The 23,789-nt window shown below is 71.1% G+C and carries 1 protein-coding gene (cut by a window edge); it reads right to left on the minus strand.

Features of this window, described 5'->3' with window-relative positions:
- Positions 1-23,789 carry the beginning of a trypsin-like peptidase domain-containing protein gene (locus ABEB12_RS24910; RefSeq protein WP_345703120.1) on the minus strand. 61,570 nt of this gene lie to the left of the window's left edge, so 23,789 of the gene's 85,359 nt are visible here — the first part of the coding sequence; the start codon lies at positions 23,787-23,789; its stop codon lies off the left edge, out of view.

Here is a 23,789-nt window from a genome sequence, read left to right on the forward strand (position 1 = left end):
CCGAACTCGGCGACCGCTCGGGGCAGTCGAGGCAACGGTGTGAACCGCTCGGCCAGTTGCTCGAAGAGAACCTTGCGAACCAGCTCGATCTTCAGTTGGTGAACCACGGACTCGGCTTGCCAGAACCGCTCCCACGCGTACAGGGTTTTTGCGTCGTCACCGGACTCCAGAGCCAAATCGTAATCCGTATCTTTGGTCCTCAGGAGCATGACCGCCCATTCCAGGGCACGCTCGGTTGCGCTGGCCGCCTGCCAAAGGTCCTGGTCGATCCCGCGGGGCGGTCCGCCCTCGCCCCAGCGACGCGCCCTGTCGAGCTGCGTCTGCGTGGCTTGCGGCGCGGTACCGATCCGGTCGGACCGCAGACGCATCCGACGGCGGGCTTCCTGCTCGACACGGTCGGCCATCCCGGGCTGGTACTGCGGGTAAGGGGAGTCTTCCAGAAAACGCAGCACCTCGAGAAGGCTCCGGTCGCTCTTGTCGAGACCAACTTCGGCCCGGTACCGGAACCCCCATGCCCACTGCCTGAGTTCGGTACCCATGCCTACTGTTATTTCTTTTCCATTTTCTACCGTGATGATCTCTCGCCCGAATTCATTGCGCGGGGTGAGGTGCATGAGCTCATGGCCAATGATCTCGCCGAGCTCTTCCCGGGTCAGCAGCTTCAAGACCATCGGGGAGACAATGACCGCATCGCCCACGACTGTCCCCCCCTTCGACGACCCCAGATCTTCGACCTCTATCGTGACCGGCCCGTACGCCTTCAGAGCGGCCAGCGCCTCCCGGCCGGTAACCGTTTCGCGCAGTAGCTGTACGGCCACCGCGATCTTGATTTGGTCCCTGTCAAATATGAATGAACCGAACTCGAGAAGCGGTACCTCCGCGCCGGGCACAAATAGGCCACCAAGCACCAACATCAGTCTGTTGCCCTGGGTCAGGTCGGCCCGGTGGGCTGCTTCGTCGTATTCGGTGCCGGTGCGGTGGAAGTTCTTTTCGTGCCGGCGCACGTGTGCCCAGAACGCCGGGTTCCGGATGCCGAGCAGCGACCTCTCCGAGTAGACGGTGTGCCAGCCGTCGGCGTCGACCCAGGTGAACGCGTCCAGGCCGTCGATCGGCTGGCCGAGCACGCCGGAGGCCAGGCGGTCGACCTCGGTGTCCGGGAGGATCTGCTCCCGCTGGTCCAGGTCGTCGCCGAGCAGCGCGCGCTCGGTGGTGTTCGGGTCGCGGCGGGACAGGTCGGGTACCACGTGGCGCAGGAAGTCTCGCTGGCCGGTGGTGTACGGCTGGTGGGAGAACGCACCCGCACCGGGCGCCGGGGTGGGTGGTCCGCGCGGCTGGGTGGCGAGGCGTCGCCCGGATTCTGGCCGCCCATTCCGGAACTCGGCGGCGCCCGACGAACCCTCCGCCCCAGTGGCGCTCTGTTCCGGCGTGCTCGCCGCCGGCGCCCCACCCAGGGGCGACCCGGCTGCGCCACTGCCCACGGACGGCCCGCCACTGCTATCGGCGACAGTGGCCGCCCTGATCGGGTGGCCGCCGTCGCGCAGGCGAACAAGCCAGGGACGCGGCACGATCGTCGCGACGGCCACCGTGATGGCGCTGGCGACCACATTGGCCCACACCGGGTGCGTGGCGGCCCACTCGGTGAGCCAGTTGTTCCCGAAGAACAGGCCGGCCAGTGGTGCCCAACTCCGGTCGGGCCGGTGACCCGCGCCGAAGGTGAAGTGCTGGCCCTGTTCGCGACCCAGGCTGACCTGGTCGCCGTCGGCGAGTAGGCGCTCCTCGATCGGCTCCTCGTTGACGAACGTGCCGTTAGTGGAACCGATGTCGCGCAGTACCCAGCCACCCTGTTCGGCGTCGTAGCCGATGTCCGCGTGGGTACGGGAGGTTCGGGGGTCGTCAACGAGGATGTCATTGCCGTTGGTCTCGCCGGGCCCGCCGCGCCCGATGCGCCGCCGCGCGCCAGGGGCAAGCTTGACCGGCTTCCCACCGTCGACGGGGTTGAGCACCGCGCTGGGGCCGCCGATGAGTGCCCGCACCAACCTGCTGAACCGGCCCCGCTGGGCAGGCGCGGGTTGTGGACGCAGCAGCACCGAGGCGTTGCCGATCGCGCCGAGCACCGTGTCCCGCAGGTAGAACACCCGGGCTTGGCCACCCAGCATGGCCCGGGTGAGGTCCTGGCCCTGGATGGCTTCAGCGAGCACGCGGGCGATCGGGGCCAGCCGGTCGATGTATTTGGCCTGCTCGGCGCGGGTCTCCAGCTGGTCGAAGAACCACAGGTGGGCCGCCTTCATCGCGCCGGTGATCCCGGCCAGAGCGTCCCAGAACACCTCCGGGTCGCCGGGGCGCAACGCGGCCACCTGCTCGGCCCGCCGGGCCAGGGAATCCCAGTCCGGCTCCGCCACCGGCTCTTCGAGTTGAACCGATTCGTCCGGCTGGGGGGCTTCGTCCAGGTCGGCGCCGGCCCGCAGCGCGGCGTACGTGCGGGCGTCGAGGTAGTCCCAGCCGTCCGGTGCCGGGTAGTAGTACAGATCGGTCGGGCTGCCGGCGTAGTGCCAGCGCATGTGCTCGGTGAGGTGCTCGAGGACGACCAGGCCCTTGCGCTCGCCGCGTGGCTGGTGGATGCGCAGCACCGGCACGGAACGCGCAACGGCCTTCTCGATGGAGCCTCGCTCATCCTCGGTGAAGCTGGCACCGGACCGCCGAGGCTGGGCCGGCAACCGAACCGCCACCGTCGGGTCCTTCGGTGCGTGGGGCACGCCGGCCGGGCCGGTGCTCGGGGCCATGACCAGGGCGGTGGCGTGGTCTTCGCCCCGCACCGGCGCCACCGCGAAGTCGATAATGGCCTGGGCGGCGCTGGCCGGGTCGGTGGCGCCGCGGATCAGATCGAGCAGCTCGTGGCCGTCCGCCGAGAGGTAGCGGGTGACGCCGTCGGTGACCGCGATCAGCCACTCGCCTTCCTCCAGCACGAAGGTCAGCGCCTGCAGGCTGTGTTCCGCCATCATCCTGCCCAGCAGCCCCTTCGGCTGGTTGCGCCTGCCTTCGTGGAACTCGGGCTTGTTGACCGGGATGACCCGGTTCTGGGTGACGCGATAGACGACGCTGTCGCCGGTGGCCAGCACGGTGGCCCGATAGCGGCCGTCCGGCAGCGGAACGATCTGGATCGCGGCGTAGGTGGTTGCCGAGTGGTCGTGTTCCGGGGTGCCGGGGACCGCCATGACCCCCTTGTTGGCCACGCGCACCGCGAGCTCGGCCTGCCGGTCTGGGGCGCCGAACGCCGCCGGGGCGGAGTACAGCAACGTGGTGGCGCCGAGCTCGATGGCGGCGTGCGCGCCGTCGCGCGGGTGTGCCGAGTGGCTGACGCCGTCACCGATCGCGCCGACGAACCGACCGTCCTGTTCGCCGAGCAGCCCGCCGTCCTGGTTGTTGCCGCGCTCGCCGCCGTTGGTGACCACCGCGCCGGTCCAGCCCTCGCCCGTGAGCGTCAGGGCGGCCGCGTCCGCGTCGGCGGCGTCGGAGGTGCTGGTGATCGGTGCGTAGATCACTCCGCCGCCGGGCAGCTGCACCGGCAGGCCGGTCTCGGCGACAGTCGGCCGAACCTGCTCGAGCTGGTAGCGACGCGGCTCGACCTCGACGAGCATCAGCTCGATCCCGCTGGCCACCCGTCCGGGGTTTGTGGGTGCCAGGCCCGCCGGCCGGGCCGCGTCGAACTCGGTGACCCCGAGCGTTGCCGCGTCACCGACCAGCCCAAGTAGCCAGGCGATGCGGCCCCGCTGGTCAAGTGCGGCCGGCAACCACACCCGGGCGTCCTCGGCGATCTGGCCCAGCACCTTGGCGCTGACTACCAACGTGCCCTCGTTGCCAAACCGATGCTCCAGCGTGATGCCCCGGTCCACCTCCACGGTGAACCCGGCGGCGACCGCGCCAGCCGGTACCACGCGCACCGGCTGCCACTTCTGCGGACCGAACCGCAGCAGATCCGGGGCGTTTTCCACGACCTCGCGGATCTCCGCCTCGGTCAGCTCGACCATGTCCACGGCGTCGGCCAGCGGGCGCGGGTCGAAATCGGTGTCCAGTGCGTCCTGGAATACCCGCTGCAGGTGGCTGAACCGGTAGGGGTCGTCCCAGAACTTGTCGCTGGTGTGGGCACCCAGGCGATCCAGCTCCCGCAGCGCGGCGCCAAACCGCTCGGCCAGCTCAAACAACCGCGCATCCATCGGCAGCCCGGCCATCGCCAGCTCGGCGTGCGCCAGTGCGAGGGTTGCCCGCTCCAGCGCCGGCGGCACCAGCTGCCACGAATCCACGGTGTTCGCATCACCCGGTGCGGGTGCGTCGTAGTCACGCTGCGCGCCGGCCAGCAGCGACTCCGCGGCCGTCAGCTCGGTCGCCGCCTGTGCGGCGAGTTCCGCCAGCTCGCCGATATTTGCGCGTCTGTCGCGGTCCTCCGGCTCTAGACCGGTGTAGTGCATGGTTGGCGACTGGCGGGTCCGGACGTAGCCGCGGCCGCCGGCGGCGTGATACTCGAACGGGCCGTCGGCCTCGGCCAGCCGCTGGGCCAGTTCGGTCTCGGTGATGCCCAGCTCGGTAGCCACGTCGGCGGCGAGCGGCATCGTCCGGCCGGTGCGCTCCTGCACCCAGAACACCGCGTCCACCATCTCGCGGTTCCCCGAGCTGTCGACCGCATCGAGGGCCAGCGGGCCGTCCGATGCGGTATTACGCAGCTGGACCACGTCGGCGTGGAGCTGCTCGCTCTCCGCGGTCAGCTCCGTCACCAGCGGGATGCCCGGCAGCTCGGCCAGGTCCTCCAGCAGGCCGGCCAGGCCCTCGCTGGGGTCTTCCTCCAGCTCTGCCAGCAGCCGCTGCCAGCTGGTGGCCGGATCGCCGGGGCGGTCGAGGTAAGGACGGACGGCCGCCTGGTAGTAGCGCAGCGCCGCGTAGGCCTCCACGGCCTGGTCTTCCTGGGTCTCGTCGGCCAGCCCGGCCAGCCGGGGGTCGTCGTAGCTGAGCTGGTCCTCCATGGTGGCCGGGGCCGGCTCGGGTTCCACCGGGGCCGGCGCGCCGCCCGCGACCTCGAGAATCGAGCGCAGTGTGTCGCGTAGCGTGCCGAGCTTTCCGATCAGGGCCGAGTACCGGGCCGCCAGGTGTGCCCACTCCGACCGGACACCCGGTTCGCCGAGCAACCGCGCGGTGTACAGCCGCCGCGCCGCCTGCTCCAGTGCGGGGGCCGCCTTGTCCCGCCGGTCGGTGAGCTGGCCGTTGGCGATCTGGCTGAGCAGCATCTCCCAGGTACCGAGGGTGGTCGCCACCGAGTCCAGCAGACCCTTCAGCAACGCGGTGTACGCCGCCTGCGTGTCCAGTTCCCGCCACACCCGCTCGGCCGTCCAGTCCGGGTGCTGGGCGTGCAGCCAGACGGCCCGCTCGGTGATCGCCGCGGCCGCACCGAAGTGGTCGATCACGTCGCTGTGGAACCGGATGCCGGAGATCACGCGGCCGGTCGCCCGGTGCAGCACGAAGAGCACGTTGATGCCACTGAGGCCGGTGGCGGACAGCAGCCGTTCGAGCTCGGTCTCCAGGGCTTCGTGGGCCATCCCGAAGGTCAGCCCGAGCTCCTGCCACAGCCCCGCGGGGCTGTCATGCCTGAGCGCGGACGCATGATCCAGGATCCGCCCCCGGGCGTCCAGTTCACGCAGTGCCGCGTCGATCTCGCGCAGCGTGGCCGGGTCGAAATCGACCGGCCGCCCATCGGCGCCGAACGCGATCACCGCCAGCTCAGGCAGCTCATCGCGGCCGTGGCTGCCGTCCGGAGTGTTCGTCGGCGGCGGTGCGCGGGCCTGTGCACCGAATCCCACCCAAGACTCGGCATCGTGCTTGCCAGCCGGGGACAGCTCGTCGCGGCCGCGCGGCGAGCTGACCACGGGCAGGCCGAGAGACCCGGAGGTTACGTGGTCGAGGTGGGTGGTAGCGCCCTCGGTCAGCGGGTAGTCGGCGGGTGCCTTCCACCAGGGGCGACGTTGGCGGGCCAGCGCGGCCCAAAACTCCGCGCGGAAACGCTGCGCGGCGAAGTTGTGCGCCTCGTTGCGGCGCCGCTCGGCGGAGGCCAGCAACACGGACTCGTAGCTGGTCAGGCTGATCCGCCAGTGCACCGCCTGCTCGACCAGGTGCTGGATGAAGTAGGCGTTGCGTTCGGCCTGTGCCCTGTCTCGGGTGGTCAGGTCCTGGTAGTACACCCACTCATGCACCAGGAACCCGACCGCGTCGACCAGCGCCGTCTGGTCGAGGTGGCCTTCGAAGATCGAGCTACGGAACACCATCTCCACGCCGGGCACGGTGACCGCCTTGATCTGTAGATCCCCGCGGAGGTAGAACCGCATGTCATCGGGCAGGTAGGTCTCGTCGAACTTCTTGTCGGTGAGGAAACGCAGCACGGGGCGCGCACCCCTGCCCAGCTGGTGGCCGGGCCCGGCAGCCAGCGCCAGCCGCAGCACCTGGGTGAAGTTCTCCCGTGCCCGCGGGCTCAACGACTCCCAGCCCTCGAGTCGGAACCAGTGTGCGGGGTCGTGGCCGTGGAAGCGGAAACCGTCGCGCTGGGCCACCATGCTCCGAATGGTGCGCTCCAACATTTCGCGCTGCGGCCAAGGTTGTTCTTCGGCCAGCAGGTCTTCGGTCGCCGTCTTGGCGGCCCACATCGAGCCGAGTAGCCCGAGGGCGCTATCGGGTTGGGTGGACGGAACCGCCGGCTGGGCGACCGCGCCGCCTAGCTGCAGCAACAGCCAGTTCAGCCGGTCCAGGTCCCGGCCGTCCCCGGCCGCGTCGCGCCACAGCGCTTCAAAGGCCCGCTCGTAGAGGCGGGCCAGCACACCGCGGTGCGCTTCGGGTGCCCCCGCGAAGGTCGCCGCGTTCGGTTGTTGCGCCGTCTCGAGGGGTGCGGGGCGGGCCACCGGTCGGCGAGGAGCGAATGGCCCGACCACGTTGTGCCCGGACCGGCGGGCCGTCTGTGTCGCGCTGTCCAGCTTCTCACCGGCCTCGAAGTAGGCCTGGCGCAGCGGCTGGACGTCGTGGGTGTGCTCGGAGGCGGGCAGCAGGTCGAACACGCCGTCCATCTCGTCGCGCTCGTGCGTGTCGACGTCGTCGAACCAGCCGGCCGGCAAGTATGGGACACGCGCCAGGATCTCTACGGCTCGATGCCGGAACATGATCCGCGTCCCGGCCTTGGCAAGGCGGTAGTGCCGCCAGCCAAAGAACATTAGCTCGTCGATCAACCACTCCAGCCCGGAGCGACGCAGTATCGGCCTGGCCAGCTCGGCATCCAGGACGGTATCCCGCGGACCACGCCGATCGAACGGCAACCTGTCGCTGATCCGCTGTTCGACCTGCTCTTCCACCCGGGCCGCAATCATCAACCCCGGCAGGATCTTCTTGAACTCGTTGATCTCCGCGCGGCTCATCGACCGCCGCAGCGTCAACGGCCCACCCCAACCAAGCCCTACCGCACCGGTGCGCGAGCCCTGCGGCAGGGCCGCCCGCAGCGACGCTTTGGCACCGGCGGTGCGCAGCGCCTGCTCAACGCCGGCGGCCTTGCGCTGGGTGTAAATCGGGGCCAGCCCGTTGACCAGCCACCGGCCCACCTGGTCGCGGGGTAGCGCGACCAGCACGGCCTGGCGGGTGCCGCCCACCCAGTAAAACCCGTTGCGCGCGGAGAACTCGGCGAGCAGCCGGTCCGCCACCTCGTCCGAGTGTTCCCCGAGGGCCAGCAGCGCGCGCAGCTCGCGGACCCCGTCCGCGCTGGTGGCCAGCCGGCGCAGTTGCCCGGTGATCTCCGGGGACAGGCCGAGCACCTCGACCAGCCGGGCGGCCCAGCGGCGCCCGGCGATCTCCTCTGCGGGCACCCCGGCACCGGTCCAGTTCGGCATGCTCGGCTGGAAGAAGCCCTGCACCCCGGTCTTAGCGCCATTCCGCCGGTCCAGCGCCATCAGCTGGCGGATACCCGACAGGGTGCGCAGCGCCACGGCCCGATGCAGCAGCACGTACTCCTCGGCGGCCGATGCCCAGTCGTGCATGGCGAGGTACCGGTTGCGGGAGTAGCTCAGGCGGTGCTCGCGCAGCGCGCGGGTGTTGCCGCCCCGCATCCGGGCCAGCTCACCGCGCAGCCAGGTACGTTCGGCCAGCTCTTGCTCCAGCTGCAGCCGGCGCAGCGGCCGCTCGGCCTCCTCCCACGCGTCCCTGGCGAGCGCGTCGGTGAAGGACATTTTCTCGTTGGTCGGCCGCTCGGCCGCCCTGTCTACCAGGCCGTACCGGGTCCGCGCGAGGTCGCGCATCTCCTCCTGGATCTCCCGGATTCTCGTCTCGTTCGCCAGGGTGCGTTGCCGGTAGTCGGCGGCCGCCTTGGTCAGCTCCAGGTAACGCTGCTCGGCCGCGCTGGCCCGGGCGTTCACCTGATCGATGGCCTGCTGCCAGGCCACCGCGCGCTGCAGCGGGCTGTAGCCGGCCCAAGTCTCGGTGGAGATCCCCGACGGGGCCACCAGCTCGTGGCGCGACGGGTCATCCCGGCGGCCGGGCCCGCCGAGGTGCGGCCTGCCCCTCATCCGGTACTCGGGATCCACCGCCCGCCAGTCCCACACCAGCGGATCGATCTCCATGAACCCGTGCGGCGGGTCGGTCGGAGCGTTGGCCAGGGCAACCGCACGGTCCTGATGATCCCCGTGGCCCTGGCCCGGCAACAACCCGGTGTCCAGAAAGTACTGGGCCTGGTCCAGCGTGGGAGGGTCGAATACCGGCAGCCCGTCGACTTGCGCCACCGCCGGTGCCGCCGGCGCCTGCGGGGCCGTCTCGGGGTTCGTAAGGTCCGGCGTGGTGTTCTGCTTCGCCGGGTTCTCCTCGACGGTCCGCTGGCCGGTCTGCGGCAGCTCCGCGCGCAGCTCCTGTGCCTTGCCTACCTGGATTGGATCGGCCTGCGCCTCCATCGCCGTGGCGGGCGGCTCGGCGGGCGGCTCCACCGGGTGCGGCGCGAGGGTCCCGGCCCCGAAGGCGACGGCCAGCACCGGCTTCTGCAGGATATTCCGGATTCGACCCAGCATGTCGCGCATGGTCGGCAGTGGGTTCGTCCGCTCCGGGGACTCCAGATTAGGCAGCGGCGGCTCGGCGCTCAGGTCGGGCAGCCGGGTCTCGCCGATCTGGTAGCCCGCCTCGTCGAATCGGGCAGGCACCTCGGCTATGCCCAGCGGTCCGTCGTGTGCCTTGCGGCGCGCGGTGACCCGTTCCTGTGCCCCCGCCAACTCGTCCTGTGCGGCGTAGAAGTCCAGCGAGGCCCGCTCGACCGGTGCCCAGCTGTCCAGCTCGGCAAGCCTGGCGTCGATCTCCCGCAGCCGCGCCTGGGTACGCGCGGCCGACTCGTTCAGCTCGGCCACCCGGGCGGCGTGGCGCTCGGCCACCGTCGGGCGGTCAGGCGTCTCCAGCCGCAGCTGACCGTTCGGGCCGAGCCGGATAACTACCGAGTCGTTCCAAGCACGCTGACCAGGTATCTCGTCCCGAGGCAGCTCGGACAGGACCAGGTTGGGGTCACCGGCCATCAGCTCGTCGCGCTCGGCGCTCAGCCGCTGCCCCTCCGTGAACGTATCGGCCTTGACCGAGGCCTTGCTCCGGGCATTGCGGGCGTCGTTCATCTGCTGCTCGAGCTGGTCTACCTTCGCGCGCAGCGGAGGCAGCAGCTCGGAGCCGTCACGGGCGTACACCACCGTGACCGTCAGCCCCTGGACGGTGCCGGCGGACATCGGGCGTGGTGCCGCGCCTTCGCGGGAAGTATCTGCTCTGGGCGGCGGCAGGGTGAAGTACTCAGCCCGTTCACCGAGGCTGGGGGCCTGTGAACCCCGCTCACCCGCCGGCGCGGCCGAGTCGAGCGGTGTCGAGTTGGGGCCGCCGGCCATCTCCGCGGTGGCGGCGTGCGCGTTGGTCGACCCGGTGCCAGTGCCGGCGACGGAGCCGGTCGGTGGCACGTCGGGCGCGGGTTGTCGGGGCTGGCCCGGGGGGGCGCCACCGTGTCCGGAGCGGCCGGTGGACCCACCGCCCGGCGGGACGGTCGTGCTGGACACGACCGTGCCCTCGACGCTCGTCGGCGATGCCGACGAGCCGACGCCATCCTCACCTGTCGTCGAGATCTTTGCCTGGACGGTCTGTGACCCGCTGTCCTCGGCGCCCGCCTGCTTCGGCGTCGCACCGGTCGCGGGGCCGCCGGCCGGCGGGGATCCGGCGGCCGGCGAGCCGACCGGACCGCCGGTGCGCCCAACGGAGCCACGGGTTCCGATGCCGGGGCCGGCCAGCGCGTCGTTCGAGCCGGGCCGGCCGGCCGAGGGCGGGTTGCTACCGGGAAGCTGGTTGGTGCCGGGCGAACCGGCGGAGGGCTGGTTGGCGCCGGCCGGACCGCCCGGTCCGCCGGCGGCCGTCGCATCCGCCGGGCGCTGGCCGGCGGCGGCACCAACTTGCCCAGGGCCACCAACTTGCCCGCCACCGACCGGCCCGGCGCCCGCGACCGGGGTGGCCGCCGGGTTGCCCGCCGCGTCACGCCCGGCCGGGTTGCTCGACGCCGGCTGCTGGGCCGGACCCACGGGCTCCTGGGTCGGCTCGCTCACGGCCTGCCGCGACGCAGGCTCGCTCACCGAGCCCCGGCTGACCGGCTCACCGACCGACTTAGGTTCGACCGCTGGCCTACCGCCTGTCCCGGTCACCGGCTCCTGACCCGGCTCAAGCACCGAGCCCGAGGGCTTCGACCCACCGGTTCCGAGCTCCTCCGACCCGCCGGGCCGGGTCGCCGACGGCTCTGAATTCGCCGGTTCGCCGGGCCGCACCCCGCCCTGGATCTGCTCGTGGAGCGCCCACAGCTCGTCCGGTGTCATCTCGCGGAACGGCTTGCCTTCCGGAGTGGAGGAGTCGGTCGACATGGTGAAGCGCAGCGAGTTGCCGTTCTCGTCCGCGTACAGCCGGCCCAAGCCCGTATCCCGACGAGCCGGGGTTCGGACCACGTACGCGCCCTCGGCGGTGTGGACCGTCGTGTAGCGCGGTTGGCCGTCCGGGTAGGGCATTGCGTCCCGGACTGTGTCCGTGACGGTGCCCTCGGTAACCCCGTGCCGCGTGCTCAGCTCACTGACCTTGGCGCGCGCCCCCACCCTGGGAAGCGCCTCTTCAAGCCGGTCGACGAACGGCCGCTGGACGTTGGTCTGGAGGAGCCGCGGCGCCGGCTGTGGTGTCGGCGCGCGCAGCTGGCCACCCAGGTTGTTCTGCGTCGGGGTGAGCCTGACCCCCTTAGGAGCGATCCGGTCGTCCACCGCCCGGTACATCTTGCCCTGGCCAAGCATCGCCGCCGTGATCGAGATGTCCTCGAGCGCCTGCAGTTGCATCCCGACCGACGGCATGAACGGCAGCTGGGCCAGCGTCACGACGCCGTAGCCGACCGCCTGGCTCAGCATCAGGCCATTGCCGAGCCGGCCCACCATCCCGGCCGATGCAGCCATGCGAGGACCGGTGAATGCGCTGACCCCGGCCTCGGCCAGCGAGTTGACCCCCGCCCCGTACCCCATCATCCCGCCGCTGATCGCGGTCAGATACAGCTGGGTGACGTCCGGGTTGAACGGGTTGATGCTCTGGTTGTGCATCAAGCGGTTGCCCAGCATGATCGCCGAACGGCCAACCCAGTAGGAGATCGAGCCGCTGACTAGCGCGGTGCCGGCGAGCGCCATCCCGCCGGCGACGGGGGTGCCGATCCCAGCGGTGCCCACTTCGGTACCGGCCGCCGCCACGTAGAGCAGTCCAGCGCCGAGCACCCCGGCAATCGCCGCCCCACCGTCCGCGACACCCTGCCAGAAGCCGGTCTCGTGCGAGGACATCTCGGCCAGCCTGATCGAACCGGTGGGGCTCGTCTTGTCCAGGTCGCCGGCGTAAACCAAGTGCCCGTCGTCGTTGTACAGGTCATTGTTCAGCCGGAAGTCCCTCATGGCTTCATCCGGGTTGTCGCCGGAGTAGGTGTCGCCGTTGGAGTCGACGAGCACCAAGTTGCCGTCGGCGTCCCGTTTGCCGAACACGAACCCGTTGCAGTACTGGCAGTCCTCACCCCGGTAATCCAGCGGAATGACCATGACCGGCCCGTTGCCGCTGATGTCGTTCAGCGCATCGATGGCGTCGTCGGTCTTGCTCGGATCGTCCTTGTTGGCCTGGCCCAGCAGGTCCCGTACGGCCTGCTGGTCGGCCGCGTAAGGGGTGAACCGGCCGCGCAGGTACTGGTCGAGCGACTGGGTCGAGGCGATGTCCGCCAACACTCCCTGCTCGTCCAGGTGCTTGATCTCGTCCGCCATCGGTCCGGGGGCCGACCGGTAAGCCGGCAGGTTGATCGCCGCCTGCTGGGCATAGATCGTGTCCGGTAGTCCGGTGGAGGGCAGCTGGATCGACGAGCCGAGCCGGTTGGCGAAGTTGACCGTGGGCGTCTGGCTGACCGAGGCGTAGTTCAGGCCGGCCAGCTGTGCGTAGTCACGCACGGTGGGGGCCAGCTTGTTCTGGTTGCCGTCCTTGGCATTCGCCAGGTCGGCGGCCAGCTTCTCCTTGCGGGTGGCGTCCGCGTCGGCCTGGTGCAGCTGCTGCGCCCACTGGTGGTCCGGCGAGGCGTCGGCCATCGCCAGGTCGATCTGGCGCAGTTGCTGGTTGGCCGCGTCCAGCTTCTCCTGGCCCGCCTCGCTCTGCCCGGTCAGCTGGTCGCGCCGCGCGTTGAACGCCGCGACCTGCTGGTTCAGCACGTTCTGCTGGTCGACGCTCCCGTTCGGGTTGTGGTTGAACGCGTCGACCTCGCTCTGCAGCTGCTGACCCTGGGCCGCCAGGTCGAGCCACTCGCTGTTGGTCTGCAGCATCGCGGTCTGCGCGATCGCCTGCTGCTGCTGGGCGAGCTGGGTGTTGCGCTGCGCGATCTGCACCGGGGTGGGGTTCTTGGCCTGCTCCTCCGGGGTGAGCGGCGGACCCATCGCTGCCAGCTTTCTGGTCAGCTCGGGGTTGTTCTGCAGGTCCGCGTCGGAGTTGTCGATGAACGGCTTGATGTAGGTCGCCTTGTTGATCGAGTCTGTGATCTCCCTGGCGTTCTCCCACCGGGCGAGTACGCCGGGCGCCGTCTTGTTCAGCTCGTCGATCTGCGGCTGGATGGCGGCCAGCTCCGTGTTGGACACGTGCCCATCGGCGCGGGCGCCGTCGATGGCGTTCACTACGGTGTCGATCTGCGGCTTGATTCCGGCGTAGGTCTTGGTGAGGAAGTCGTTGTCGCTCTTGCCCACCACGTACATGCCGGCCATGTAGTCCTTGTCCACCGAGGAAATCGGCGGCAGGGACGCGTCGTAGCGCTGCTGGTCCCCCGGGCTGAGGCTGGCCCTGGCGGCTTCGGTGAGCGCCGGCAGTCGCAGGTTAGGGTCGTTGGGGTCCTTGCCCAACTGCGTGGCCAGCTCGTTGTCGGCGGCGTTGTGCAGCGACGGGCGGTCGTAGGGCTGGCCGTTGTTCAGGCCGGCGTTGTGCAGCGGGCCACCCTGTGCGCCCAGCATCCAGGCGGCGTCCGGGGTGCCGTTCCACTCGTAGAGGTGCTCGCTCTGCCAGGCGGCCGGGTCGGAGCCGATGTGCGGCTTGATCTCCGAGCCATGGCATTGGGCGGCGCCACAGGACTGGCCGATGCCGGAGCCGTCGCTGTTGCGGTACAGCAGCACGGTGCCCATCTGCAGGGTGGACTTCTGGCTGTGGTCGGTGGCGTTCGGGTCGACCGGTCGGCCATCACCGTTGACCCAGTCGCCCTCCCGGTTGACCCCGAAGCAGCCGCCGTCGCCGTTCCCGCTGCCGGCCGGTCCGCCCCCACACACCGCGAACCCGCCGTTGCCGTCGGTGTCGCGGCCGAACTGGGTGAAGTGGCAGCCCTTGTCGGCGCACGCCTGCAGGTCACCTTGCGCGTCCACGTGGGTGATCGGGCCGTCGGCGAAGCTCTCCACCGCGAAGTAGCCGTTCTGCGCCTTGTCACCCGGCTTGCCGTTGGGCAACACGTCCTGCATGTGGCACACGCCGGGGCAGGTCGTGACGTTGGTGTTCTTGGTATCCGCCCACCCGGGGAGATAGGTCGCACAGTCCCCGGCGCAGTTAATCTTCGGTGCCGGGCCGGGCAACGTCTCTGAGCACACCCCGAAGCAGTCCATGCCGCCGCCGACGCCCTTGCCGTCCGCCGTGGTCATGGTGAGCGAGTCGTACTCGCCTGGGTTCGGGTTGCTGTTCTCCATGTGCCGGCCGTCGCGCAGGGTCGCGGTCCAGGTCTGCCCGGTGACCACGTACTTGCCCGGCTTGCCGTCGGCGGTTGGCATGGTGAAGTTGGCCGCCGGATTCGGGCCGATGCCGCTGGCGTAAACGGTCTCGCCCTCGGCGGTCTGCAACATGACCGGGCCACCAGCGAGCTGGAAGCCACCGCCGTCGCCGCCGGTGATGTGCGCCGAGTTGCCGGCGAACCGCAGCTGATCGCTCCGGCCCAGGTTGGGGATCGTCGGGCCGGTGTAGTTGAAGGGCGCGTTGACGGTGCCGTCGAAGCCCACCCGGCTGTCGTTGACCGACAGGTCGATGCGGGTCTCCGGGTTGTCCGGGGCGACATCGATGCGGGCGCCGGTGCGGCCGTTCACCACGTAGCCCTGGCCGCCGACGCTGGCCTGCCGGTGCCCCTGGGCGTCCTGGCTGATGCCGGCGTAGGTCTGGCCGTGCACCTCATCCCGGCGCGGATCGCCGTGCGCGGTGGGCATCGAGGAGACTACCCGCTCGGTGGCCGGTGCGTTCTTGTCGTAGCTGGCCCTTGGGTCGTTCGGGGCGGCGCCGGTGTCGCACTTGTCCGCGCAGATGACCGGGGCGGATGGCTTGTCCTGGCCAGGCAGCTTGACCTGCAGGGTGGCCTGGCCGTGGTCGTCGACGCTCGCGGTGGCGCCGCCCTCCTCCACCGGGAGGTCGTTCAGGTTGACCGGCGGCTGGCCGTTCCCGTTCCCGACCGCACCCGGCGGGCCAGTCGGGGTGAAGGTCGGCGCATCGTTGCTCTGCGTGCAGCCGGAGTAATTGCCGCTGCACTGCACGGTGCCGCCGGTGGGGTTGCCCGGGTCGGCGATCGCGGTAACCCCGCAGCCTCCCGCCTGGCTCAGCGTGCAGGTGCCCGACTTGTGCGCGTTCCAGATGCCCGGGGCGCCGTCCGCGCCGGTGCCCGTGGTGCTCGCCGAGTCGTTCGCGGTGGCCTGGCCGCTGACCTGGCAGTGCGCCGGGTTGGAGCAGGCCGCGGTGATGCTGGCGCTGTTGCCGGACGCGGACGCGGACACCGCGACCCAGCCACCGCCGCCGCCCATGCCACCGCCGCCGGAGTCACTGGCCGTGACGTGCGCGTTGGAACCAGTCTTCTTATCCTTCGCGCTGGCCGAGGCGGTCACGTCCCAGTGGTAGCTACAGCTGGTGCCCTCGGTCCCCGTGCAGGACGCGGACGCCTGGGCCTGGTCACCGGTACCGGACGCGGTCGCCGTGGTGACCGCCTGACCGCCGCCGACACCGCCTTCGGCGTGACCGACCGCGTCACCGTTGGCGCCGGAAGCGTGCGCGTGGCTCTCCGCCCGGTAGCTGTAGTGGCAGCCGGAGCCCTCACTGCCCTGGCAGGCCGCGGCGGCCATCGCATGGTCCGCCTTGGCCTCCACCAGCGCGGAGGTGCCACACCAGCCGCCGCCCTCGCCGCCGGAAGCACCACAGCCCGCGTCCGCGCTGGCCTTGTTGCCGGCGGCAGCCTGGTCCGCCTGGCTGTGCGCCGTGTAGCCGAAGGCGCAACCGGCACCGGAGCACTGGGCACCGACCTGGGTGCCGGTGTCCGTGGCGCCCGCCTGGCTCTGGCCGGAGCACTGGCCATCGTTGCCAGCGGTGCAGTCGGTGTGCGCCGAAGCGGTGTGCTGGCCGACGCCCTGGTAACCAGCGTGCTCGGCGGCGTCCTCGGTGTGCGTGACACAGCCGGCACCGGTACACGCGGCGCTGGTCCCGGCGAAGTCCTGGGAGGTACTGGCCCCGGTACCGGCCTGGCAGGCGACGCCCGGCTGGCAGGCCGCAGTGGCCTTCCCGGTCGCCGAACCAGTCCCGATCGGGTCCGCCGCGCCGGTCGCGTCGGACTGGCTGGACGCCGAGGAGCACCCCGTGTCCGGGCAGCTGACGCTGGCGCTGGTCTCTGCCTGGCTGATCGGCCCCTGCGCGGCCTGGTCCTGGCCCGGCTGCTGTTGGGCGGGGTAGGTGACCGCGGTGGCGCTACCGGTGACCGCGCACCCGCCGGTGCCGGCGGTGCAGCCGGCTTGGCTGTGCGAAGCACCGGGGAGACCGGAGGTCACGCCGGCGGCGTTGGCGGTGCAGCCGGGGCCGGCGCACTGGGCGGCGGCGGAGGATTCGGACCAGGTGGTCGGCAGCGTGTCCGGGGAAACCGGCTTGGTGGCGGCGTCGGTAGCCTGTTGGGCGGTCCGCCGGGCCTGGTCGGCGGCCTTGGCAGCGTCGCTCGCCGCCTGCTTCTGCGCGTCGGTGGCGCCAGGGAGGGCGGCCGCCTGGGCGGCCTGGTCGGCGGCCTGCTGCGCTTGCGCTGCCTGCTGGGTGGCCTGCTGCGCGGTGCTCTTGTTATTTTCGGTGACGATGTCGGCGACGACCTGGCCGGCCCCGGCGATCGAGCTGGAGGTGGCCTGGCAAGCGGCGCCGGTGGTGTCGCAAGTGCTGGTAGTAGTGCCAGTGGCTTGGCTCTGCTCAGCCGGGGGACCGTGGTTACCGGTGCCGCCGCTGTTGTGGTCGACGCCGGTGATTCCGGTGGCCGAGCTCTGCGCGGTGCCCCTGCACCGGCCGTTGCCGTCGCAGTTCAGGGTGGCCCAGGCGGAGGTCCAGCTGGACGCGCCGGGCACGGACGGGCCGCCGGAGCTGGCACTGGCGCCCGGGGCGGTCGCTGGCTGGGTGGGCTGCTGGCCGGGCTGACCGTTGTTGTTCTGTCCGCCCTGGGAGGCGGTGGTGCCGTTGCCCGCGCTCGTGGTGCCGGTGCCGGTTCCGCCACCGATCTGCTCGATGTTGGTGGTGGCGTTGCCGGTCGGCTGATCCCGCACCATCGGCTTGATGCTGTTGGCGTCCGGGCTGGACGAGGCGGCGCCGTTGACTACCGCGGTGCAGGTGCCGCCGGTCGCGCCGGGGCAGCCTCCGGTGGCCTGGTTGCCGCGCGGCTGGTCGGAGACGCCGGGGTTCGTGGCCAGCGCGGTGAGGGTGATCCCGCCGCCGCAGAGCTCGCCGGCCCGGCAGGTCATCTTGCCGCCAGCGACCGAGGCGGCGGACGGGCCGGAGCCGAGGCGCTCGGCGTTCGGGGTGGCGTCATCGCCGGCGTAGGTCAGGGCGGCGCCGGTGCCGGTCCAGGCGTTGGACAGGGTCTGCACCTGGCAGCTGCTCGCACCCGGCTCGCAACCGACGGTGGCTTCGGAGGCGCGCGGCTTGCCGCCGTCGACCGCGCCGTCGAAGGCGGCGGAGGCGGTGTGCGCGGTGCCCTTGCAGGTGGTGGTCTGGCAGTCCACGCTCGCGGCGGCGCGGGAGGTGGAGGTCGGGCCGGCGGTGGGCTGGCCGGGCAGCGGCTTGCCGTCCGCGCCGAGCTTGATGTAGTCGGTGACGGTGGAGGCGTCGGAGGACGCCTGGCCGAGGCAGCCGCCGTCGCGCACGGTGCAGTCGCCGGTGGTGGAGGAACCGCGGCGGTGCGGGGAGACCGCGGTGTCCAGGGCGGAGGTCTCGGCGTACGCCTTGCCGCCGCACTCGGTCTCGGTGGTGTTGGTGCAGCGGATCTGCGAGTCGGCGTGGCTGACGCTGACCGTGCCGGCCGGAGTGGCCGGCTGGCCGTTCAGACCGGCTGCCTGGGCCTCGCGGTAGGAGATCTCGGTGGAGGCGGCCTGGCCGCAGTCGGCGCCGGCGCCGTGGGCCTCGCAGCGGGTGGTGCCGATGCTGTCCTTCGCGCCGGGGACGCCGCCCGACGTGGCGCCGTTGATCGCGCCCTGGCAGTCGGCGGAGGTGCAGTGCAGGGCGGCGTAGGTGTCGCTATTCGCGGTCAGGCCCTTGGCCAGCTCGGCGGCCACATCCACCGGAGCGGCCGGAGCGGCCGAGGCGCCGGTGGTCGCGGCACCGGCGGCGTTGGTGGCGGGCTGGACGGCCAGGTCGGCCGGGGTGAGCGGGGTGCCGCTATTGGTGGCGACCGAGGAGGCGTCCACCGCGCACTGGCCGTCGGTGGCGCTGGCGGTGCACTGATGGAAGGCGCCGGTGGCCTGGGTGGCGGCGGTGTTGTTCAGGCCCGCGGTGGCCTCGGCGTGGGTGGCGGCGTTCGCGGCACCGCCGCAGCCGGCGGCCTGGTCGCAGTTGATGTTGCTGGCGCTCAGCGAACCCTGGTCTTCGTCACCGCCGGAGGAAGCGACGCAGTCACCGCCGTTGATCTCGCAGTTGGCGGCACCGTTGCGGGCCTGCACGTCGGTGTTGGTCTGCTCGGCGGTGGCCGGGGCAACCTCGGCGCCGGCGCTGTTGAGCACCGCGGGCTGGGCCTTGGTGATCGTGGTCTTCTCGGTCTTGCCGTCGGTGTTGGTGGCGGCGTTGCCCTTGCAGCCGGTGGCGACCTCGGCGCAGCGGGCTGCGGCCTCGGCGGCCGGGGCCGGCGCATCGGTGGTGTCAGTACTGGCGTTGTCGCCAGCCAGCACGGCCTGCCAGCCGGAACGGCCGGTGGACTCGTCCGGCTTGGCCGCCACCGTGGTGGTGGTGTCGCAGCCGATGGTGGTGACCTCGCAGTGCGCCTTGCTGGTCGCGGAGCCGCTCTCCTTGCGACGCTCGGCGGCCTGGGCCTGGGTCTCGTCGTCCGGCACGTCCTCACGGGTGCGGGCACCGGTGGAGTCGGTGTCGCAGATGCCGTTGCGGGTGGCGCAGTCCGCGCCGGCCTCGGTGATGGTGGCGTAGCCGGCCAGGGCGCAGTCCTTGGTGCAGGCGCCGGTGGTCTGGGCGTAGCCCTCCTTCTTCCCCTTCGCTAGGTCGGTGTCGTCGGGCAGGGTCGGGGTGCGGCCGTTTTCGGTGCAGCCGTTGCGGGCCTGGCAGAAGGTGTCCACCCCACGCGAGTCGGCGGTGCTCGACAGGTTGCACTCGCCGACGCCACAGGTGGTGTTGGCGGTGGTGGCGCCGGCCTTGGTGTCGGTACCGCAGCCCTTGGTCGGGTCGCAGAACGCGTTCGCGGTGCGGTCCCCAGCACTCACCGTGCTGGAGCAACCGGAGACACCGACCAGGCAGAAGCTCTGGTCCCGCTTCACCTGGCCGGTGGTGGGATCGATCGCGGCGGCCGAGCACTCGGCGAACACGCCGGTGTTGGAGCAGGCGGCACCGGCACCGTCATAGCCGGCGTCCGCGCGGGTCGCCCGACCGTACCCGGCGGCGGACCGGAGTTCGGCGGTCTGGGCGAACACGGTGTCGCGCTGGTCGTTGTAGGCGGCGGCCTGCTTGTCGTAGTCGGCTTGGGTGATCTTGCCCTGGTCGAGCTGGGTCTTGGCGGCGGCCAGCTGGGTCTGGGCGGTGCCGAGGTTCTGCTGGCCGGTGACGACGTCGTTGAGGAGCTGGTTGTTGTAGGGGTCGAGCTGGGCTAGCTGATTCTGGGACTGGTCGGCGGTGGTCTGGCGCGCCTGCTGGGCGGCGACCTGCTTGTCGTAGTCGGCCTGCGCGAGCTTGCCCGCGTCGAGTTGGCCCTTGGCGGCGTCCAGGCTCTTCTGGCCCTGGATCACCGCGAGCCGGTCGCCCAGCGCCTTGGCGGTGGTCTGCTCCGAGTAGTTCGGGTCCCACCAGTTCAGCGGCTGATCAGTGCTGTCCTGGCTGGTGTTCTGGTTGGGATCGTTCAGCAGTTGCGGCGGGCCGCGGTTGGACAGCGACTGCGGCTGGCGGGTCTGCAGGTCGCCGCCGGCGAGGGCGCACTCGACGTCGCCCTCGCAGTTGGTGCCGGCGAACTGGCCGTCGTTGTTCAGCGCCCAGCTGTTGTCCTGCCCGGCCTGCCCGGTGCCCTCGCCGCCGCTTTGTCCGGCGCCGGTGCCCTGGCCGTAACGCCCGCTGGCGGCCAGCGCGTCCAGCACGTCCTGGGCCGCGGCGGTCAGCATCTGCCGCGCCTGCTCACCGGCCTGCTGCCCGGCCACCTGACCGACCAGCCCGGAAACCACACCAGTGACCCCGCCCAGGATCTGGGCGAAGTCATCCAGGCCCGCCGGCCGAGTGCCCTGCCCGTCACCGCTGCCGCCGGTGTTGGCGTCGCCGCCGGCGTTGCCGCTACCCAAGTTGCTGCCGCCGTTGGAGCTGCCGTTGCCGTTGGAGTTGCCGCCGGAGACGCCCAGGGCGTCAAGCAAGTCGGCCACGAAGTCGTTGGTCAGCTCACCGATCTGCTGACCCATGTCGCTCTTTTGGGGCCGCTGTGAACCATGAGTCTGGCGCTGGCCCGCGGAGGCCTGACCCTGGTCGTTGCCCTTACCTCCGGTACCGATCTGGTCGAACAGGTTGGTCAGGAATTCATCCACCGAGTCACCGATCGAACCGAGCAGACCACCCTCGCGGCCGGTGTTGTGGCTGGCCTGGACCGGCCGCTGCACACTCCCATGCGACTCACGCTGGGAGAAGGCGCCTCCGATCTGCTTGTGCAGCTCGTCGAACGCCTCGCTGACTCGGCGGGCCGCTTTGTCACTGGCAACCTGGGACACGACCCTGGTCGCGGCATTGCCGAAGCGGCCCAGCACCTCCTCCAGGTCATAGTCGGTGTTCTGCTTCTGCTGGGGCTGAGGACCGCTGGCCTGGTTCACCGCCGCCTGCTTTCCGGCGCTCGGACGAGACACCCCGAGGTCCCGCAGCAAGTCGGACACAAACTTCTCGGTCCGCTCACCGATCCGCCCGGTCAACTGCTGGCTCCGGTCGCTGCTCACGCCGGCCTGACGCACGCCGCGCTGGGCGGCGTTCTGGGTAGTGCCGCCCCCTTCACCGGTACCACCCGAAAGCAACTGGTTGAACACCCCATCCAACGCCTGCTGGGTCTGCTCGGCCGCATCGTCGCCGGCGACCTGGCCGACCAGGCCGGAGGCGGTGTTCACGAAGTTGCCCAGCGCGTCTTCCACGCTCGGCGCCTGCTGCTGCTCCTGCTGCTGGGACTGACCCTGCTGTTGCTGGCCGGCGGCCTTGGCCTCGGCCATGAACGCGTCGTAGTAAAGGCCCTCCCAGTAGCCCGGGTCGTCGGAGAACGGGCCACCGTCCTGGGATTCGCCGCGGTTGCCACCGTCGATGCGGTCCATCAGGTCCGACGCGAACTCCTCGGTCCGGTCCGAGATGGCCCCGGCCAGATCCTGGCCGGCACCGCTCTGCTGGGCACCGCCGCTCAGCTGGGCACCGCCGCCGTTGCTCTGCCCGCCGGAGAGCAGCTGCTCGAGCAGCGTGCCCAGCGCCTGCTGGGTCTGCTGGCCGGCCTGCTCACCCGCCACCTGGGACACGATCCCGGAGGCGGTGTTCACGAAGTTGCCCAGCGCGTCCTCCAGCGACGACGGCTGCGGCTGGGACTGCTGCTGGGCCTGGCTCGAACCGCCGGCCGAACCGTTCGAGCCCCCGTTCGACCCGCCGTTGGAGTTGCCGCCGATACCGAGCAGCTCGAGCAGGTTGCCGACGAAGGTGTTGGTCAACTGCCCGATCGCCTGGCCCGGGTTCTGCTGCTGGCTCGGCTGCCGCGAACCCTGCTGGCTCTGGCCGTTGCCCGACGGGCGGGAGATGCCCAGCTTGCTGAACAGGTCGGACAAGAAGTCGTTGACCGACTGGCTGAGCGCCTGGCCCAGGCTATTCTGCTGGCTGCTGTTGCTCGGCTGCTGCGGAGCCTGGCCCGAGGCGGTGTTGCTGTTCGAGCCATTGCCGAGCCCGAGCAGCTCGAGCAGGTCGGAGACGAAGCCGTTGGTCAGCTTGCTGATCCCGGCGGCCAGCTGCTGCTGGTCGGAGCCATCGTTCCCGCCGCTGCTGGTGTTCTGGTTGGCTAGCGGGCGCTGCTGCCCGGAGCCGCCCTGTCCGCCCCCCGTGTTGCCGGAGTTGCCGCCGACGTCGAGCAGCTGCAGCAGCCCAGACACGAAGTCGTTGGTCAGTTGGCTGATGGTCTGGCCGAGATCCTGCTGCTGGGTCGGTCGCTGCGAGCTCTGCTGGCCGGTGCCGGTACTGGGCTTGTGCGGGGTCTGGCCCGAGCCGGTGTTGCTGTTGGAGTCGTTGCCGACCCCGAGCGGCTCGAGCAGGTCGGAGACGAAGCTTTCGGTTAGCGTGCTGATGGCCTGGCCGAGGTCTTGCTGGGTTGGCCGCTGCGAACGCTGTGAGCCCTGCTGGCCGGTGCTGGTGCTTGGCTTGAGGGGTGTCTGGCTCGAGCCGTTGCCGTTGGTGGTGAAGTTGTCGGTGCCGCCGGTCCGGGAGCGCGGTGCGCTCGACCAGGAGGCCGGGTCGTTCTCGGAGGGGCTGTCGTGCTGGGGGTGAGGGCGGTGGGTGGCTGGGGGTCCGCGTCCGCCGCCGATGCCGGGGTGGTGGCCGATCAGGCTGGGGTGCTGGTCGGTGCAGCCGTGTGCCAGGCAGGTGATGGGTCCCTCATCGCTGTCGGGCGCTAGGGCGGACCCGCTGTGGGAAACATGCTTGGGGGCGCGCTCGGGCGGGGCGAGCTGCAGATCGCTCGAGCCACCGGCGGCGCCGCTGTGCTTGTTGAGTGTGTTGCTGACCGCGAGCGCTTCGGAGACCTGCCCGGTCAGCTCGGTCAGGGCGGTCCGGGTGTGCGAGCCGGCGTGCTGGCCGGCCACGCCACCGACGATTCCGGAGACCAGGTCGACCATGTCGCCCATCATCTGGTCGACTTGCTCGGCCGCCGGCGCCTTCACCGCGCCACCGCCGGAACTGGTCTGCGGTTGGGGCGTCGCCGCGCGGAACGGGTTCGCGTCGGCGAGGCGCTCATCCACCAGCCGGTCGGCCGCGGCCAGCCGGTTAGTGACCAGCCGGTCGGTCCGGTCGGTCGCGCCGGTGACGCTGTTGTCGGCGTTCGCGGCGGCGTCTGGCACCTGGGCGGTGATCTCCCGCGTCAGTGCGGCCGGGGTCGCGGCCGAGTCGCCAGCCGGGTCGCCGTGGGTGGTGTGCTCAGCCAGACGGTCTAGCAGACCCGACACGAGCGTGGTCACCGCGGAGTCAGTCGGGTCGGCCGTCTCACCGGCGGGCGCCGAGGCGGTGCGGTCGGTGTGCTCGGTCCCGGCGGCGATCGTCCGCTTCGGCTCGGCGGCGGTGCGTTTCTCCGAGACGGTCCGGTCCGTGATGTCCCGGTCGGCGGTGGGCTGCGTCGGCTCGGTGTCGGTCTGCGCGTGGAAACTCGCCTCGCCCTTGCTCGGCTCCGGCTCGGTGACGGGCTTGCCGTGCACCGCCGGACCGCCACCGGCCGCGCCGGCGATCTTGTCGAGCAGGGCGCTGACGAACTCGGCCATCGGGTCGAGGGCGGAGTGAACCGTCTGGTTCACCGACTGGCCAAGGTTACCGTCCGTAGCCACTGCGCGGGCCGTGGCCACACCGTGCTGGCCGCTGCTCGTGGCCACGGCCTGCTGGCCACCGTGGCCACCGGTGCCGTCGTGGCCACCAACGAATGGCCACTCGACCGAGTCCGTGGCCACGGACTCGGTGGCCACCGCCGGCTGGTACCGGGCACGCAATTCGGACAACGACCGCGCCGGGGTGACCGTGGCCATCGACGCCAT

Origin of the sequence: Actinospineispora eucalypti, from assembly GCF_039543365.1 — a bacterium.
Lineage (GTDB): Bacteria > Actinomycetota > Actinomycetes > Mycobacteriales > Pseudonocardiaceae > Pseudonocardia > Pseudonocardia eucalypti.